At 63.6% G+C, this 14,789-nt stretch carries 18 protein-coding genes and 2 tRNA genes; 12 read left to right on the top strand and 8 right to left on the bottom strand.

Annotation, left to right across the window (positions count from 1 at the left end; all coding sequences use genetic code 11):
• Nucleotides 1–8 precede the first annotated feature (8 nt).
• The 3 genes from pyrF to FGF80_RS06415 all read left to right on the top strand — a co-directional run bounded on the left by pyrF (nt 9) and on the right by FGF80_RS06415 (nt 1,579).
• Entirely contained in the window at nt 9–857 is an 849-nt protein-coding gene (pyrF, locus tag FGF80_RS06425; RefSeq protein ID WP_138652871.1) for an orotidine-5'-phosphate decarboxylase, read from the top strand.
• Nucleotides 858–989: 132 nt separating this feature from the next.
• Nucleotides 990–1,187, top strand: coding sequence for a DUF7557 family protein (locus FGF80_RS06420; RefSeq protein WP_083864584.1), 198 nt, complete (start codon nt 990–992; stop codon nt 1,185–1,187).
• Entirely contained in the window at nt 1,184–1,579 is a 396-nt protein-coding gene (locus FGF80_RS06415; RefSeq protein WP_138652869.1) for a PIN domain-containing protein, read from the top strand. The genes FGF80_RS06420 and FGF80_RS06415 overlap by 4 nt, the downstream gene beginning before the upstream one ends.
• 201 nt (nt 1,580–1,780) lie before the next feature.
• Here FGF80_RS06415 and FGF80_RS06405 read toward each other — a convergent pair whose 3' ends face one another.
• Together FGF80_RS06405 and FGF80_RS06400 are read right to left on the bottom strand one after the other, a co-directional pair.
• Nucleotides 1,781–2,038, bottom strand: coding sequence for a hypothetical protein (locus tag FGF80_RS06405; RefSeq protein ID WP_006185676.1), 258 nt, complete (start codon nt 2,036–2,038; stop codon nt 1,781–1,783).
• Nucleotides 2,039–2,040: 2 nt separating this feature from the next.
• Nucleotides 2,041–2,220 carry a hypothetical protein gene (locus FGF80_RS06400; protein ID WP_138652867.1) on the bottom strand — a complete coding sequence of 60 codons (180 nt, stop codon included), beginning with the start codon at nt 2,218–2,220 and terminating at the stop codon, nt 2,041–2,043.
• 208 nt (nt 2,221–2,428) lie between these two features.
• On the opposite strand from FGF80_RS06400, the gene FGF80_RS06395 reads away from it, so the two are divergent.
• The 7 genes from FGF80_RS06395 to FGF80_RS06365 all read left to right on the top strand — a co-directional run bounded on the left by FGF80_RS06395 (nt 2,429) and on the right by FGF80_RS06365 (nt 9,688).
• Nucleotides 2,429–4,030 carry a GTPBP1 family GTP-binding protein gene (locus tag FGF80_RS06395; protein ID WP_006185674.1) on the top strand — a complete coding sequence of 534 codons (1,602 nt, stop codon included), beginning with the start codon at nt 2,429–2,431 and terminating at the stop codon, nt 4,028–4,030.
• Between the two features lie 186 nt (nt 4,031–4,216).
• The gene (locus FGF80_RS06390) at nt 4,217–4,912 is read left to right on the top strand and encodes a TMEM165/GDT1 family protein (protein ID WP_006185673.1); all 696 of its coding nucleotides are present in this window, start codon (nt 4,217–4,219) and stop codon (nt 4,910–4,912) included.
• A 189-nt stretch (nt 4,913–5,101) separates the two neighbouring features.
• On the top strand, nt 5,102–5,878 hold the full coding sequence (proC, locus tag FGF80_RS06385) for a pyrroline-5-carboxylate reductase (protein ID WP_083864582.1): 777 nt from the start codon (nt 5,102–5,104) through the stop codon (nt 5,876–5,878).
• On the top strand, nt 5,871–6,704 hold the full coding sequence (gene proB / locus FGF80_RS06380) for a glutamate 5-kinase (protein ID WP_006185671.1): 834 nt from the start codon (nt 5,871–5,873) through the stop codon (nt 6,702–6,704). The genes proC and proB overlap by 8 nt, the downstream gene beginning before the upstream one ends.
• Nucleotides 6,697–8,034, top strand: coding sequence for a glutamate-5-semialdehyde dehydrogenase (locus tag FGF80_RS06375; RefSeq protein ID WP_138652865.1), 1,338 nt, complete (start codon nt 6,697–6,699; stop codon nt 8,032–8,034). The genes proB and FGF80_RS06375 overlap by 8 nt, the downstream gene beginning before the upstream one ends.
• Nucleotides 8,035–8,385: 351 nt before the next feature.
• On the top strand, nt 8,386–8,934 hold the full coding sequence (locus FGF80_RS06370; protein WP_138652863.1) for a hypothetical protein: 549 nt from the start codon (nt 8,386–8,388) through the stop codon (nt 8,932–8,934).
• A 436-nt stretch (nt 8,935–9,370) separates the two neighbouring features.
• Entirely contained in the window at nt 9,371–9,688 is a 318-nt protein-coding gene (locus FGF80_RS06365; protein ID WP_006185668.1) for a winged helix-turn-helix transcriptional regulator, read from the top strand.
• Between the two features lie 87 nt (nt 9,689–9,775).
• On the opposite strand, the gene FGF80_RS06360 is transcribed toward FGF80_RS06365, so the two are convergent.
• The 4 genes from FGF80_RS06360 to FGF80_RS06345 form a co-directional block, all read right to left on the bottom strand.
• On the bottom strand, nt 9,776–10,294 hold the full coding sequence (locus tag FGF80_RS06360) for a hypothetical protein (RefSeq protein WP_138652861.1): 519 nt from the start codon (nt 10,292–10,294) through the stop codon (nt 9,776–9,778).
• Nucleotides 10,295–10,296: 2 nt separating this feature from the next.
• Nucleotides 10,297–11,229 (bottom strand): methenyltetrahydromethanopterin cyclohydrolase, encoded by a 933-nt coding sequence (mch, locus tag FGF80_RS06355; RefSeq protein WP_006185666.1) that lies wholly within the window; start codon nt 11,227–11,229, stop codon nt 10,297–10,299.
• 187 nt (nt 11,230–11,416) lie between these two features.
• Nucleotides 11,417–11,731 carry an MTH1187 family thiamine-binding protein gene (locus FGF80_RS06350; protein ID WP_006185665.1) on the bottom strand — a complete coding sequence of 105 codons (315 nt, stop codon included), beginning with the start codon at nt 11,729–11,731 and terminating at the stop codon, nt 11,417–11,419.
• A gap of 158 nt (nt 11,732–11,889) precedes the next feature.
• On the bottom strand, nt 11,890–12,243 hold the full coding sequence (locus tag FGF80_RS06345) for a HalOD1 output domain-containing protein (protein WP_006185664.1): 354 nt from the start codon (nt 12,241–12,243) through the stop codon (nt 11,890–11,892).
• A gap of 318 nt (nt 12,244–12,561) precedes the next feature.
• Here FGF80_RS06345 and FGF80_RS06340 point away from each other — a divergent pair, with 318 nt between their 5' ends.
• On the top strand, nt 12,562–12,996 hold the full coding sequence (locus FGF80_RS06340; RefSeq protein ID WP_138652859.1) for a DUF4112 domain-containing protein: 435 nt from the start codon (nt 12,562–12,564) through the stop codon (nt 12,994–12,996).
• A 172-nt stretch (nt 12,997–13,168) separates the two neighbouring features.
• Here FGF80_RS06340 and FGF80_RS06335 read toward each other — a convergent pair.
• Both FGF80_RS06335 and FGF80_RS06330 read right to left on the bottom strand, forming a co-directional pair.
• A tRNA-Gly gene (locus FGF80_RS06335) sits at nt 13,169–13,239 on the bottom strand.
• A gap of 271 nt (nt 13,240–13,510) precedes the next feature.
• Nucleotides 13,511–13,581, bottom strand: a tRNA-Gly gene (locus FGF80_RS06330).
• Between the two features lie 301 nt (nt 13,582–13,882).
• Between FGF80_RS06330 and FGF80_RS06325 the strand changes: the two genes are divergently transcribed.
• The gene (locus tag FGF80_RS06325; RefSeq protein ID WP_138652857.1) at nt 13,883–14,788 is read left to right on the top strand and encodes a putative RNA uridine N3 methyltransferase; all 906 of its coding nucleotides are present in this window, start codon (nt 13,883–13,885) and stop codon (nt 14,786–14,788) included.
• Nucleotide 14,789 lies beyond the last annotated feature (1 nt).

The following is a 14,789-nucleotide window of genomic DNA, read 5'->3' as shown; positions in this document are numbered from 1 at the left end:
GTCCCGCCATGAACTTCTTCGACCGACTGCACGACCGCATTCGAACGGTCGACAGCGTCGTCTCCGTCGGACTCGACCCCGACCCGTCGCGCATTCCCGACCACCTGCAGGAACACGACCTCCCGCGGTGGGCGTTCAACCGCCGTATTATCGACGCGACGCACGACCACGCCGCCGTCTTCAAGCCGAACGCGGCCTTCTACGAGGACCCGGACGGCTGGGCCGCTTTGGAGGAGACGATCGAGTACGCCCACGGCAAGGACGTGCCGGTCCTGTTGGACGCCAAGCGGGCCGACATCGGCAACACGACCCGCCAGTACGCCCAACTGCTTGCGAAAGCCGATGCGATCACCGTCAACCCCTACATGGGCCGGGACTCGCTCCAGCCGTTCCTGGCGAACGAGGAAGCCGGCGTTTTCGTCCTCTGTCGGACTTCCAACCCGGGCGGAGCCGACATTCAGGACCTCGAACTCGAGACCGGCGAACCGGTCTACGAGCGGGTCGCGGCGCTGGCCGATCTCTGGAACGAGAACGACAACGTCGGACTCGTCGTCGGCGCGACCCAGCCGGCGGAACTCGAGGAATTGCGCGAGCAGGTGCCCGACCTCCCCTTCCTCGTCCCCGGCATCGGGGCGCAGGGCGGCGATGCCGAGGCAGCCGTCGAGTACGGGCTGGCCGACGGCGTCGGGTTAGTCAACTCCTCGCGGGGGATCATTTTCGCGGGGGAAGATAACGAGGCGCGAAGCACCTCGGACAGTCGAGCGGCGGAGCCGCGAGACGACGGCGAGGAGTTCGCGAGAGCGAGCGGGCAGGCCGCGAAGCGACTGAAGAAGCGGCTCAATCAGTACCGAGAGTAGTACCGATAGTAGCTGGTGCGCTCGAGGCGATCGCACTGATCTCGAGTCAGTGATCGTCGTCGGTACAGCGGTGGTCGGCGCACTCCTCGCGCCGGCGAAACACCTACAAAGATGAATTCACTATGAATTCATATGAGCCGAACGTCTATTCCGGTCGATTCGGCCACTAAAGAACGGCTGGACCAATTGAAGCGAGACGGCGAAACCTGGGACGAATTCTTAGAACGAGTCACCGCTACTGAAGAACCGATCGAAGCCGGGGCATGGTCGGATGAGCAAGCAGAACGGGCAAAGGAGTCGATCAGGCAGTCTCGGGAGAACTGGCGATGACGTTTCTCGACAGTTCGACCATCATCGAATATCTGCGGAACGACCGAACTGTCATCGAGTATCTCGATGAGCGACAGCCGTGGTGGACGTCGACGATTTGCGTGTTCGAGGTCCTGAACGGGCCTTCGGGATCGCAAGACTTCGACCCGACCGAAGAACGGCAGAAATTCAGCGGTGTGCAGGCGCTCGAGTTCAACGAACAGCTGGCTTTGGAAGCCTCACGGTTACAGAATGAGGCTATCGAGGACGGAAGCGAACTGTCCCACCGAGACGCCATGATCGCCGCAACTGCACGTTCGACCGGGGACGAATACGTGGTTGCCGATAGTGACTTCGAGATCCGGCCGCTCGAGGACGTGATGGACGTTACGAACCTTCACAACGAAGAGTGAGCGACCGATCAGTACGGTAGACGACGAAAGCCGACCGTGTCGTTCGAGACGTATCCTTCGTCGAACATGGGCCACTGTCTATCGCTTCGATCGTTCCACTGTCCGTATTCGACTCGAGTGACTGGGACGATCTCGAGGCCGTCCTCGAGCAGTATCGGGGTCGCTACAGTCCGAAGGCACAGCAACGAGAACGGCAAAAAGTTACGCGTTTCGAGGACCGGACTCGACCACCCGTCCCGCGATCCGCCCGCCGACGACTCGACCGACGATCTCGACCGTCACCGGCTCCGTCGGTGGTCGTTCCTCGAGCCGGTCCAGTCCCTCGACGACGGCGATGTCCATCGGACTCGCATCGTTCGGGTGGGCGGCGACGAGGAGGCCGTCGCGCTCCTCGAGTCGGAGGCGATACGTCTCGCCGACGCCGAGCGCGTCGCCCAGCAGGTCACGGATCGAGGTCACGTTCAGAACCGGTTGATTCCCACGTCGTCGTTCCCGGGATCCGGCCGGGCCTGCGAGGCGCAGTCAGCACACAGGCCCGTTGACTCCTCGAAGTGTCCCTCGCACGCGAGCGTGCCGCAGTTGGAACACCGCTCCTTGGCGGGACGGGATTCACAGATCTGACAGAGGCCGCTGACGCTCATATCGCCCGTAGGACCTCGAGCGTCTTGAAACCGGCCCCGGAATGCGTCCCTGGTGGGTATTCCACCGCCGACGCGAGTTCAATTCTCGGCGATTCGACGGCCAGCCCCGTCGGCGAGTCGCCGCTTCCGTATCGACGCGTAGCACCCCCATGATACATATTGTCAATGTACGGGAAGGCTTTTGCCATGTGATCTACTACCAGCGGATATGAGCCGTGACCGGGCCCTCCTCGAGCGGGCCCTGGACCGTGGCGAACAGGACGGTGGCAACGTCGAATTCAAAGAGCGATTGTCACGAGACGTCCACCTCGAGGGTGGACGGCGGGAGAGCCTGGCCGCGCAACTCCGACATCGACTCCTTTCGGGCGACGGCGAGGCGACGTACGTGGTTGGCGTCACCGACGACGGCGGTCTCGCCGGTATCGATCCCGAGACGTTTTCCGAGACGATGGACGTCCTCTCGCTGCTCGCCGAGGAGGCCGACGCACACATCGAGGACGTCCAGACCTGGGGGATCAACGAGGGTCTGGTCGGCGTCGCACAGGTCCGGGAGGGCGGCGTCCTCGAGACGGACGACGAACACGTCGTCGTCGGAACGGCCGGCCACGTCGACCACGGAAAGAGTACGCTCGTCGGCTCGCTGGTGACGGGCAAACCCGATGACGGGGACGGTGCGACCCGCGCGTTCCTCGACGTTCAGCCCCACGAGGTCGAGCGCGGCCTCTCCGCCGACCTGTCCTACGCGGTCTACGGCTTCGACGACGAGGGACCGGTTCGAGTCCGGAACCCCGATCGGAAGGCCGACCGCGCCGCGGTCGTTCAGGAGGCCGATCGGCTCGTCTCCTTCGTCGATACCGTCGGCCACGAGCCGTGGCTTCGGACGACGATCCGCGGACTCGTGGGCCAGAAACTCGATTACGGGCTGTTGGTCGTCGCCGCCGACGACGGACCGACCAGAACGACCCGGGAACACCTCGGCGTATTGCTCGCGACCGACCTCCCGACGATCGTCGCGATCACGAAGACCGACACCGTCGACGAGGACCGCGTCGAGGAGGTCGAACGCGAGGTCGAGCGCCTGCTCCGGGAAGTCGACAAATCACCGCTTCGGGTCAGCCGTCACGGCGTCAACGCCGCGCTCGAGGAGATCAGCGAGCGGGTCGTCCCGATCGTCGAAACCAGCGCGATCACGATGGAGGGGTTGGAGACGCTGGATGAACTGTTCGATCGGCTCCCCAAGACCGCCCAGGACACCGGCGAGTTCCGGATGTACGTCGACCGGAGCTACTCGGTGACCGGCGTTGGTGCGGTCGCCTCCGGCACCGTCATGGCCGGCGAAGTCGAGGCCGGCGACGAACTCCTGATCGGCCCGATGTCCGACGGCCGCTTCCAGGAGGTCGAGGTCCGCTCGATCGAGATGCACTACCACCGGGTCGATGCGGCACAAGCCGGCCGGATCGTCGGGATCGCGCTCAAAGGGATCAAAGAAAGCGCCATCGAACGCGGCATGGTCTTGCTTCCCCGGGACGCCGATCCCGACCCAGTTCGGGAGTTCGAAGCCGAGGTCATGGTGCTCAACCACCCGACACGGATCGGCGAGGGGTACGAGCCCGTCGTCCACCTCGAGACGATCGGCGAGGCCGCGGCCTTCTACCCCGAAGACGGCCGACTCCTGCCGGGCGATACGGGCAAGAGCACCGTCCGGTTCAAGTTCCGTCCGTATCTCATCGAGGAGGGACAGAAGTTCGTCTTCCGGGAGGGCCGAAGCAAGGGCGTCGGGACGGTCACCGACGTGTCTCCGATGGAGTAACCGCCCCGAAGCGAGGAACGACTCCGGCTTCCGGACCGAGCGGACCGTACGCCCGCTCTTCGTTCGGCGCGCCGATCGCTGCCCGCCAGCTGTTTGATCCATAATACGTATACATTAGACGGGGCTAACACGGAGTATGATCGGTGGCGTCACTGACCGACATCGCTCCGTCATCGTGTTCGACGCATGACTGGCTGGCTCGAAGTTCTCGTCGCCGCGTTCGTCCTGCAGTTGTCGGTGCTCCCCGGTGAGAAGGGTCAGTTCATCATCGCGGGGCTGTCGACTCGGTACGATCCCCGGATCGTGGTCGCCGCTGCGGCGAGTGCGTTCGCCGGCTGGACGGCCCTCGAAATCGGCTTCGGTGCGGCGATTCAAGGCGTCCTCCCACGGGTCTATCTCGATGCGATCACGGCGGGGCTGTTCCTGCTCTTTGCGGTCCTGCTCGTTCGATCGGCACCCGAGGGCAGCCGGCGACCGGCCGTAACGAACGGCGGTGCGGCGACGGCCGCGGAGATCGACGTTTCGATCCGCGGCTACGACCTGCCGCCGTATCTCCGCGGGTTCGTGCCGATCTTCGCCCTGATGGCCGTCGGGGAGTTCGGCGACAAGACCCAACTCGTCACGATCGGGCTCGCCGTTCAGTACGGTGCTCACCCCGCGATCTGGGCCGGCGAAATGCTCGCAATCGTTCCCGTGAGCGCGGTCAACGCCTACTTCTTCCACAGGTTCTCTCACCGCTTCGATGCCAGGCTTGCCCACCTCGCCGGCGCAGGACTGTTCCTCTTTTTCGGGCTCGATACGGTGTTGCAGATCGGGACGGGTATCTCGGTCTGGGAAACGATCGTCGACGCGATCACGTCCGTCATCCTCGGGTTCACGTAAGAAGGCGTCGAGTATCGCCGTACCGTCCGTCCGCCTCGCGCCGCCCTCTCGACGGGTCGGGTCACGGAATCGACGGTAGATGGGGCGTCTCGCCGCGTTTCTACTGCAACCCGGACGGACGGCTCGACGCCGCCGGACCGATCGAAACCAAAGTTGGTATGTTCGCCTCGGTTCCTGAACTAAGACAAGATGGTACAGACGAGCGTTATCGGTTGCGGAAACATGGGGAGCGCCCTGATCAAGGGGCTCTGGCGGGCCGGGAATCACACGGTAGTCGCGTGTGATCTCGATCCCGACGCCCTCGAGTCGGTCGCCGACTACGTCGACCGCACGACATCGGACGTCTCGGAAGCGGCCGAGTCGGATGTGGTTATCGTCGCGGTGAAACCGGACATCGTCGGCGCAGTGCTAGACGATCTCGATCTCACCCCGGAGCAGACGCTGCTCTCCATCGCTGCGGGCGTTTCTACCGACTACGTCGATGCGCGGACCGACGCGAACGTCGTCCGGATCATGCCGAACCTGGCCGCCGAGACGCGCGATATGGCGGCGGCCGTGACCGCCGAAGGCGTCACCGACGAGGTGCGGACGCTGCTCGATGACGTCGGCGAGTTCGCCGAAATCGACGAGCGCCAGATGGACATCGCGACTGCGGTCAACGGGAGCGGTCCCGCCTTCGTCTTCTATCTCATTCAGGCGATGGCGGAGGCGGGCGTCGAGGGTGGCCTCGACGAAGCCCACGCCGAGACGCTGGCCGCACAGACGTTCAAAGGTGCGGCCGAGACCGTCCTCCGATCGGACCGAGACATCGAGGACCTGATCGACGCCGTCTGTTCGCCAAACGGAACGACCATCGAGGGGATGGACGTCCTCTGGGACAGCGACGCCAAAGCGAACGTCGCCGAGGCGGTGGCGGCGGCCGAAGAACGGTCGGCGGAACTGGCGGCCGAATTCAACGATGAGTAAGGGACTCGAGGAGGCGACCGTCACGGAGGCGCGACGGCTCGCGGCCGACGCCGACCGCGTGATCGTCAAGGCCGGGACCAATTCCCTGACCGACGAGGATTCGAACCTCGACGACGGGAAACTCGACAAACTCGTCGACGACATCGAGGCCCTCCTCTCGCGGGACACGGAAGTCATCCTCGTCTCGTCGGGTGCCATCGGCGCGGGGACGGGCCGGATCGAGCAGTCGAGCGGGACCGTCGAGGAGTCCCAGGCGCTCTCGACGGTCGGCCAGAGCCACCTCATGCACCGCTATACCGAGAGCTTCGACCGGTACGACCGGAAAGTGGCCCAACTCCTGCTCACCCAGCACGATCTCGAGAACCCCGAACGGTTCACGAACCTCCGGAACACCGTCGAGACGTTGCTGGACTGGGGCGTCGTCCCGATCATCAACGAGAACGACGCCGTCGCGACCGAGGAGATCCGGATCGGCGACAACGACATGCTCTCGTCGGCGGCGACCATGGGCGTCGACGCCGACCTGCTTGTCACGCTCACCGATGTCGGCGGCGTCTACACGGGCAACCCGAAGGAAGACGACGACGCCGAGCGCATCGAGGCGGTCGGCACCAACTACGACGAGGTCCAGCGAATTATCGGCGAGACCACGTCCGACGGCTTCGGCGGCATCCAGACGAAAGTCGAAGGCGCACGCGATGTCAGCGAACACGGGATTCCGGCCATCATCGCGAAGTCCACCGAGCCCGACGTACTCGAGCAGATCGCTACTGCAAAGCCCGTGGGGACCATATTCGTCCCCATCAACGGTGTGAGCGATGACTGAAACCGACATCGAAGCCGACGTCGAGGAGGCACAGCACGCGGCCCTCGAGCTGGCGATGCTCTCCGACGAGGAGCGGAAGGCGGCGCTTCACGCCATCGCCGACGCGATCGAAGCCCGCACCGACGAAATCCTCGCCGAAAACGAGACCGATGTCGAGGCAGGCAATCGGCTGCTCGAGGACGGCGAGTACACGCAGGCGCTGGTCGACCGGCTGACGCTCTCCGAGTCGAAGATCGAGAACATCGCCGAGATGGTCCGCAGCGTCGCCGAACAGAACGATCCGCTGGGCCGGACGCTCTCGGCCAGGGAACTCGACGACGACCTCGAACTCTACAAGGTCGCCGTCCCGATCGGCGTCGTCGGAACGGTCTTCGAGTCTCGCCCCGACGCGCTCGTCCAGATCGCCGCGCTCGGTCTGAAGTCGGGGAACGCGGTCATCCTCAAGGGCGGCAGCGAGGCGCTGCATTCGAACCGGATCCTCTTCGACATCATCGAGGACGCCGCGGCCGACGCCGGCATCCCGGACGGTTGGGCCCAACACATCGAGGCCCGTGAGGACGTCGATGCGCTGCTCGAGATGGACGAGTCGATCGACCTCCTCATGCCGCGGGGGAGCTCCGAGTTCGTCAGCTACATTCAGGACAACACGAGCATCCCCGTACTGGGCCACACGGAGGGGATCTGTCACGTCTACGTCGACGACGCGGCCGACCTCTCGATGGCCGAGGACATCGCCTACGATGCCAAGGTCCAGTACCCCGCGGTCTGTAACGCCGTCGAGACCCTGCTGGTCCACGAGGACGTCGCCGAGGAGTTCCTGCCGACGATCACCGACCGCTACGAGACCGCCGATGTCGAGATCCGCGGCGACGAACGCACCCGCGAGATCGTCGATGTCGCGGCCGCGACCGCGGCCGACTGGGACACCGAGTACGGTGATCTAATCGTCTCGATCAAGGTGATCGACTCGCTCGAGGCAGCGATCGATCACGTCACGACCCACGGCTCGAAGCACACGGAATCGATCGTTACCGAGGACGCCGACCGCGCGAGCACGTTCATGCGCAGCATCGACTCCGCGAGCGTCTTCCACAACGCCTCGACCCGCTTCGCCGACGGCTACCGGTTCGGGCTCGGCGCGGAGGTCGGCATCAGCACCGGCAAGATCCACGCCCGCGGCCCCGTCGGACTCGAGGGGCTGACGACGTACAAGTACCATCTCGAAGGCGACGGACAACTCGTCGCGACCTACGCCGGCGAGGACGCCAAGCCATACACCCACGACGAGTTCGACGGTGACTGGGTTCCCGGCCGCCTGTCCGAGGAGTAATCGATTCCGTCGAGGGCACTTCATCGCGTCGTTGGGACCGCCGCCTCGCGTTCCGCTCCCGTCGTTGGTTTTATATGCACAGAATGGCACGGGACGTGATAGGTTGCGCGGTTGGTGCGAAAACGAACCCGATAGGGATCGGTGGTCCGAACCTGAATGGCTGGTTTCACCCACGAGATGGAACCGTCTTTCTATCTACGGGCTCTGCAGTAATAGTGGCCTGGTAACCGGCTCGTAACCCGGTTTCTACTGGGATACTGTATACTCGGTAACACATCATTCAGATACCCTTTTTCACTTCGTCGGTGTCTGTCGTACTGTACGGAGCAGTCGCTCCGTGCAGTGAACACAATGTATAAGATCACAGACGTACTCCGGCTCGCGCTTATCGCCGCGATCGGTATCGGACTCATCGTGGGGATGGCCGGACCGGTGACTGCACAGGACGACGGAGATGACACGGGCGACGACAATGGCGTGGACACAGCCAATGGCGTCGATTTCGAAGAGAACGGCGTCGAACTCGATGCCACATCCGATAGTATCGAGTTCGAAGACAACGACGGTACCGATCTCGAGGTCGATTCGGACGGTAATATCGACTTAGAGACGCCTGAGGGTGTCGATCTCGAAACGACCGACGACGGCTACGAACTCGACGGTGCTGGTCTCGATTACGAGGGCGAAGGCGACGCTGATATCGAGACCGAGACCAACGACGGTGAGGATGTCGACTTCGAATTCAGCGACGGGTCGGTCGAAGACTTCACCGTCGGAGACACGGAGATGGAGGTCTCCGACGACTCCTTGGAGTACGAAACCAACAACGTCGACCTCGAAGTCCAAGACGGGACGGTCGAACTCGAGACCGAGTCTACCGATCTCGAAGAGGAACTGTAACCCGACCCCTCCCTTTTCCTTTCGACTGTCGGCGGCTGTTCGCAGGGAGTCGGGAGTACTGTTTCCGCAGACATGGATTATTTACGCCCATCATACTGGTATTTATAACCAGTCTTTTGGAGTGTCCGATCGTATATATCCAGGATTCTACATCGCCGTGGAGTCCGCGTTACTGCCGGTATTGGCGCGGCCAACTCGGAGTTACGGGAGTCGTTTTCGCTGACCTCTATCCGGAGCGAATTGACGGAGACAAGGGCTAATACACTCCCCTGTTGATCGAGCGGTCGGGGACGATATTCGCGAGTTGCCGTTTCGAGAACGGAGTCGTCCGGATACCAACGTCCCTTGATAGGTAACTATGAGAGAAAACCTCCGACGGATGATCGATCAGCATAGTGATGAGCCCTGGTGTCCGGTGACGGCTACGATCCAGATAATGGGAAACAAATGGGACCCGGTGGTCATCTATCGGTTGTTGGAACACGGCTCCCTCCGGTTCAGTGATCTGAAGAAGTCGACCAGCGGCATCTCGAGCAAGTCGCTCTCGAAGTCGCTCAAGACCCTCGAGGAGAATCACCTGATCGAACGGACGGTCGTCAGCGAACGGCCCCATCATGTCACGTACAGATTGACCGATCACGGCGAGGCGATCGAGCCAGTCATTCGCGCGATGGAGGAGTGGGGCGACGAGTACCTCTGCTCGATGATCAAAGAGGCGAAACACGGCCAGGAACCGACGGAGCGTGACCCCTGACGCGGGCCGGGGACGTGGCGTTTCGTCGCAGCAATCGGACACCCGTATCGCTTCGGGCATTTTGTCCCCTCGAGAGACCACCGCGGCTCACGTCTCGGATGCCCGTGTCGACCGGTATCCGGCCCCGTCTCGCTCGGCCAGATCGAACACCACGGCCCACCCGAGGAGCCGTTCGATCCGTTCGCGTCGGTGCTCCGTGGCGCGACTCGGTCGCGTTCGGCCGTCGGCCCGCCGTTGCTCCCCAACCGCATCGACGACCTCCTCGACCGTCCGTGGGCCGTCGGCCCGCTCGAGTACGGTCAGCACCGGTTCGGCCCCGTAGACGCGGTCGCGAAACGCCCGCCCGAGTTCCTCCCGATCGTGGTCGTCCGGGGTGCCCGAACCCGCGTCGCGACGGCGAAAGCCCGCCGGGTCCTCGCTCGCGATCTCGAGCGCGCGCAGGAAGGTGAGCCACGTCGCTGCGGCCTCGCGGGTCTCGAGTGGCGTCTCATCGACGAGTCGCTGACAACAGTCGTCGACATCCCCGGCGGTCGCGGGGAGGGCTCGCCGGACCGTCGCGAGGAGCGTGCGGTCCGCGGGCAGTTCTGGAACTGGCTTGAACTGCACGACTACAGCCCGAAGGAGTCGACGAGGAGGTCCTCGTCCGTCTCGCCGTGGACGTACGTCGGACCGCCGACCACGTCGACCGTCACCGAGGCGGGCGCGAAGAGATCCGAGGGCACCTCCGAAAAGTCCCAGTCGAGGTCGTCGAAGACCGCACCGAACGGGCGGCCGTGGTCCGCGGCGGCCGTGGACGGAACCGAGTCGAAGTGGTCGCTGTCCTCCCGGACGGTGAGATGCGCTCGCCCGCCGTAGGCGATCGCGTCGTTCGTCCGGGCGATGGCCGTCCGTTCGTCGTCCGCGACGGGTGCGACCGGCGCGCGACCGGTCGCAGAGATGATGTCGAGGGGGTCGTAGCCGAGCTCGGAGAGTCGGAACGTCGCGAGTTCGGCGGCACGGGCGGCGTTCGTGATGCTGCCGGCGAGGCTCGCGGTTGGATAGGCGAGCAGGAAGACGCTGCTCGTCTCGACCTCGGCGCGCTCGGCGACGTGTTCGGCGACAGATTCGGTCGGGTCCGCTTCCGTCTCGATCGCCAGTGCTGTCAGGTCGAAGGCGTCGGTGTAGCCGATACGGCGGAACTCCTCTTCTTCGGCCACCAGCGCCCGGGCGGGACCGCTGCCGAGCCCCTCGAAGTCCTCGGTCAGCACCTCCCAGCCGGCCTTCTGGGAACAGAGCAGCGAGAGCGCCGGCTGGTCCGTCGATAGCTCGACGTAGGGAACCGAGGCGTCGCCGAGTTCGCCGAGTTCGTAGCTCGGCGTCGCCATTCCCGCGGTCTGTATCTCGGTCAACAGCAGCCCCGATTCGATCCCGCCGTCGAACTCGAGCCCGAAGTCGAGGACCGTCGCGTCGTTCTCGAGGTCGTAGCCGCCGATATTCAACTCCTCGGCGTAGTCGAGGGCCTCGTCGACCAGCTCGATCGCCATGCGATTGAGACTTTCCATGCCCCGTGGTTCAGCCTCCGTGGTAAAACCGTTTGTCCGTTGGCGTCTGACCGGCGTCTGACATAAGGTAGCTCCCTGTGCGCGACGGTACGGCCCGCGTCTTCGAACGCCCCCGTCGGTGACGCCACCACGCCCGTCGCGGACGACCGCCCAGCGAGGCTAGCAGCGAGTCCGTCCGCACCTGCGGTTAGGCGTCGCGATTGGTGGCCGGCCGCCCGAGGTGCTCTTCGACGACCGTGACCTTCTCCGAGGCGTCGATGTCTCGCGTCCGTTTGTCGTCGATCTTCAGGACCGTGCTCACTCGATCACCATCGACGGCGTCGTGGGCCGCCTGCGCGGCCGCGAAGAGTTCATCGGTCGTTTCGGCTTCGATCACCGTCCCCATCGGATTCGTCTCGTAGGAGACATCGAACCCCTCGAGCGCCTCGACTGCCTTCGCGACCTCGCCGGCCATGCTGTCCTCGATTACCGGTGCCACGCTCAGTAGTGCGACGACCGTCATAGTGAGTGTTGCGGGACGACAGGACGTAAAACCGTCTCATACGGACCGCGGTCCCCACGGTGGTCGCACAGTTCGTCGGGTCGCATCGCTCGTGGGCCGTGAACCGGTCGGTGGAAAACGATCAGGGTGACTGCGTGCGGGAGGTGACTGACGCGGTGTCAGTTCGTCGTCGGCGTTCCGGGCGTTTCCGCGGGCGGGTAGATGATGACGTCGCCGTTCGCGTAGACGTACACCTCGTGTTCCAGGGCGGTGAAGGCGATGTGCCCCCCCGTTCGTTCCGTTCCGTCGGCTTTCTTGCTGAAGATGCGGTCGAGCGCGTCCGGATCGACGCTGTCGTACAGGGAAAACTCCCCCTGGGAGACGTCGGTGTCCGCGATCGACGAGAGTGCGTGGACGATCGTCGTCGTAATCGTCGCGGTGCCGTCGGTATCGTGGTGGAAGACGTAGCGGTCGTTGGGCTGGTCGTACTGGAGATCGTCGGTGCCGTCCGCGGTTGTAAGTTCAGTCTGCATTGCTATGTCTGATCGCTCAATCGTGTATTGTATCGTAGTTACTCGCGGTATAAAAGCTACTCGACACCGGAAAAAGACAGTATCTGTGAAATTAGAGTTGCCGTGAATTCAGCCGGCAACCACCCGTTGCGAAGTCTATCACGATCGATCCCGTCGGTGGCGGTCGGAATAACACGGGCTTTTGTGACGAAATCAGCTGTTTCCATCTCGTTGGCCGACGCTTTCGGCCGGTTCGTCTCGAGGCAGCGCGAACCGAACGGTCGACCGCTTGCTACGGCCGCCCACGTGCTTATTCGCGCACGCGCCAAATCAAATAATGTGAGACGTAATACTCGGTCGGAATTCGAGGCGCTCGAGAACGACCTCCCCGCGACGGTCGATGAGGCGGCGATCAAGCGCATGCGCGTCGTCGCGCACACCCTCGACGAGGGGTTCCGCGTGCCGGGCACGGACAGCAGGATCGGTATCGACCCGATCGTCGGCATCCTTCCCGGGGCAGGCGACGCCGCTGCAGCGGCCGTCTCGCTGTATCTCGCCGCCGAATCCGCCCGACTGGGCGTTTCCCAGTCGACGCTGCTTCGCATGCTCGTGAACATCGGCATCGACACCGTCATCGGTTCCGTTCCCGTCCTCGGCGTCGCCTTCGACGCCGTCTGGAAGGCCAACAAGCGAAACCTGAAACTCGCCCTTCGGGACCTCGCCGACGAAAGTGGCGGAGCGGAGCACGGGCCGGATACCGTTCCTCTCGAGTAGCGCAGGGACTCGAGGGACACCGCGTCGGTCCCGTTCCGGGGACCCTCGCTCACAGAAATTCAGTCGGGGACGGGCCACTGCTCCGCCGTCCGCGCTCGAACCCAGTTTGACTGCCTGCACGTCTCCTTGCGACACGCTATCGCAGTGGCTCGTGAACTTGTTTTCGGAGAAGTGCGCTGGCTGGGATTTGAACCCAGGTTGTGACCATGGCAAGGTCACGTGATACCACTACACTACCAGCGCGCTCGATCGGCACCGCGCCGTCGGACACTCCGTCTCGAGTGTATCAGAACGGTCGTGCCACCGCTATTTATATATAACGAACCTCGAACGAGCGCCTCCCTGTGGTACCCGTTCACGAGCCGACTTCCACCGTTCCGGGCGAAGTGACGGCGGGCGGACGATAGCCGACCTTCGACCGCCGGTTTGGGATACACCGAGACGAGAAACTGAGAGACGACGAAACGGTAGTAAGCGCATACGCAGCGCTCGGTTAGGGTAATCGTCGGAGAAGTGCGCTGGCTGGGATTTGAACCCAGGTTGTGACCATGGCAAGGTCACGTGATACCACTACACTACCAGCGCCCTGTTGCATTCATACCTACTGCCGGATAGATGTATAAGGGTTGCGAATCAACCCGGCATCGGCATGCCGCAGCATGCCGGTTTTCGAGTTTCGGACCGACGAACTACGACGTACAGCGGCAATAGCATCCACATCGATCGGAGACGATCGTGATCAGTCACCTTGAGTGAGTGTGTGTCCGTTCGGCACGAATTCGTGGGTGAGAGGCGTTGACAGCCGGAATCGAATCCGCTATTCTTTTAAGACCCTCTCCGCAATACATCGCTACAGTCTAGTGACGCGGCGCCGAAGCGTATCGGCATGACTGTCAGCGTACTCGTGCCGTCGTCGCTCAGCCGGGAAGCCGAAGACAAACGCGAGGCAACTCGTAAACTCGGATACGTCGCCCGCGCGGCGACGATCTTCCGGGCTGATCGCCTGGTCGTCTATCCCGATCGGGATGGGGAAACCGGGCAGTTCGACGGCGGGTTCGTACAAACCGTGTTGCGGTACGCCGCAACGCCCCCATACCTCCGCAACGAGGCATGGGGGATGCGGGACGAACTGGAGTACGCGGGCGTCTTGCCGCCGCTCCGCGCCATGTCACAGACCGGCTCCGAATCTACCGGTTCGGGGTCGTCAAGACAAGGAATCGTGACCGAGGTCGGACCTGAAGGGCGCGTCCGGGTCAATTGCGGACTGCAACACCCGATCTCCCTCAACGTACCGCCGAAAATGGCGGTCGAAGAGGGGGAGCGCGTGACCGTCAGGATCTCTTCGCGACGACCGGTCCGAGCGAAGCTCGTCGACGAGCCCCTCCCGGGGCTTTCGATCGAGCAGACGGACCTGCAGGCAGCACTCGGCCGTGAGGATGCCGGCGTCCGCATCGCAGCCTCCCGATTCGGTGATGAACTCACCGTCGGACGGCTCGAGACGCTGGCCGGACGCGTCCAGCGCGACGGGATGACCGTCGCCTTCGGCGCGCCCGAGAGAGGGCTGCCGGCTATCCTCGGAATCGAGGAATCGGCCATCGAAGCGTCGTCCGGACAAGACGACGCGATCGAACCGTCGTCCAACCGGGACGACGCAGCCGATAACGGAGTCGAACCCACCGCCGATCCGGGGTTCGACCTCTGGCTAAACACGGTTCCGGATCAGGGAAGCGAGGTCGTGCGAACGGAGGAGGCTCTGTTCGCGACGCTCGCTCCCCTCTCACTGAGAGAGTGAT

Origin of the sequence: Natrinema pallidum (genome assembly GCF_005890195.1) — an archaeon.
Lineage (GTDB): Archaea > Halobacteriota > Halobacteria > Halobacteriales > Natrialbaceae > Natrinema > Natrinema pallidum.
This window is presented reverse-complemented; position numbering and strand designations above follow the sequence as displayed.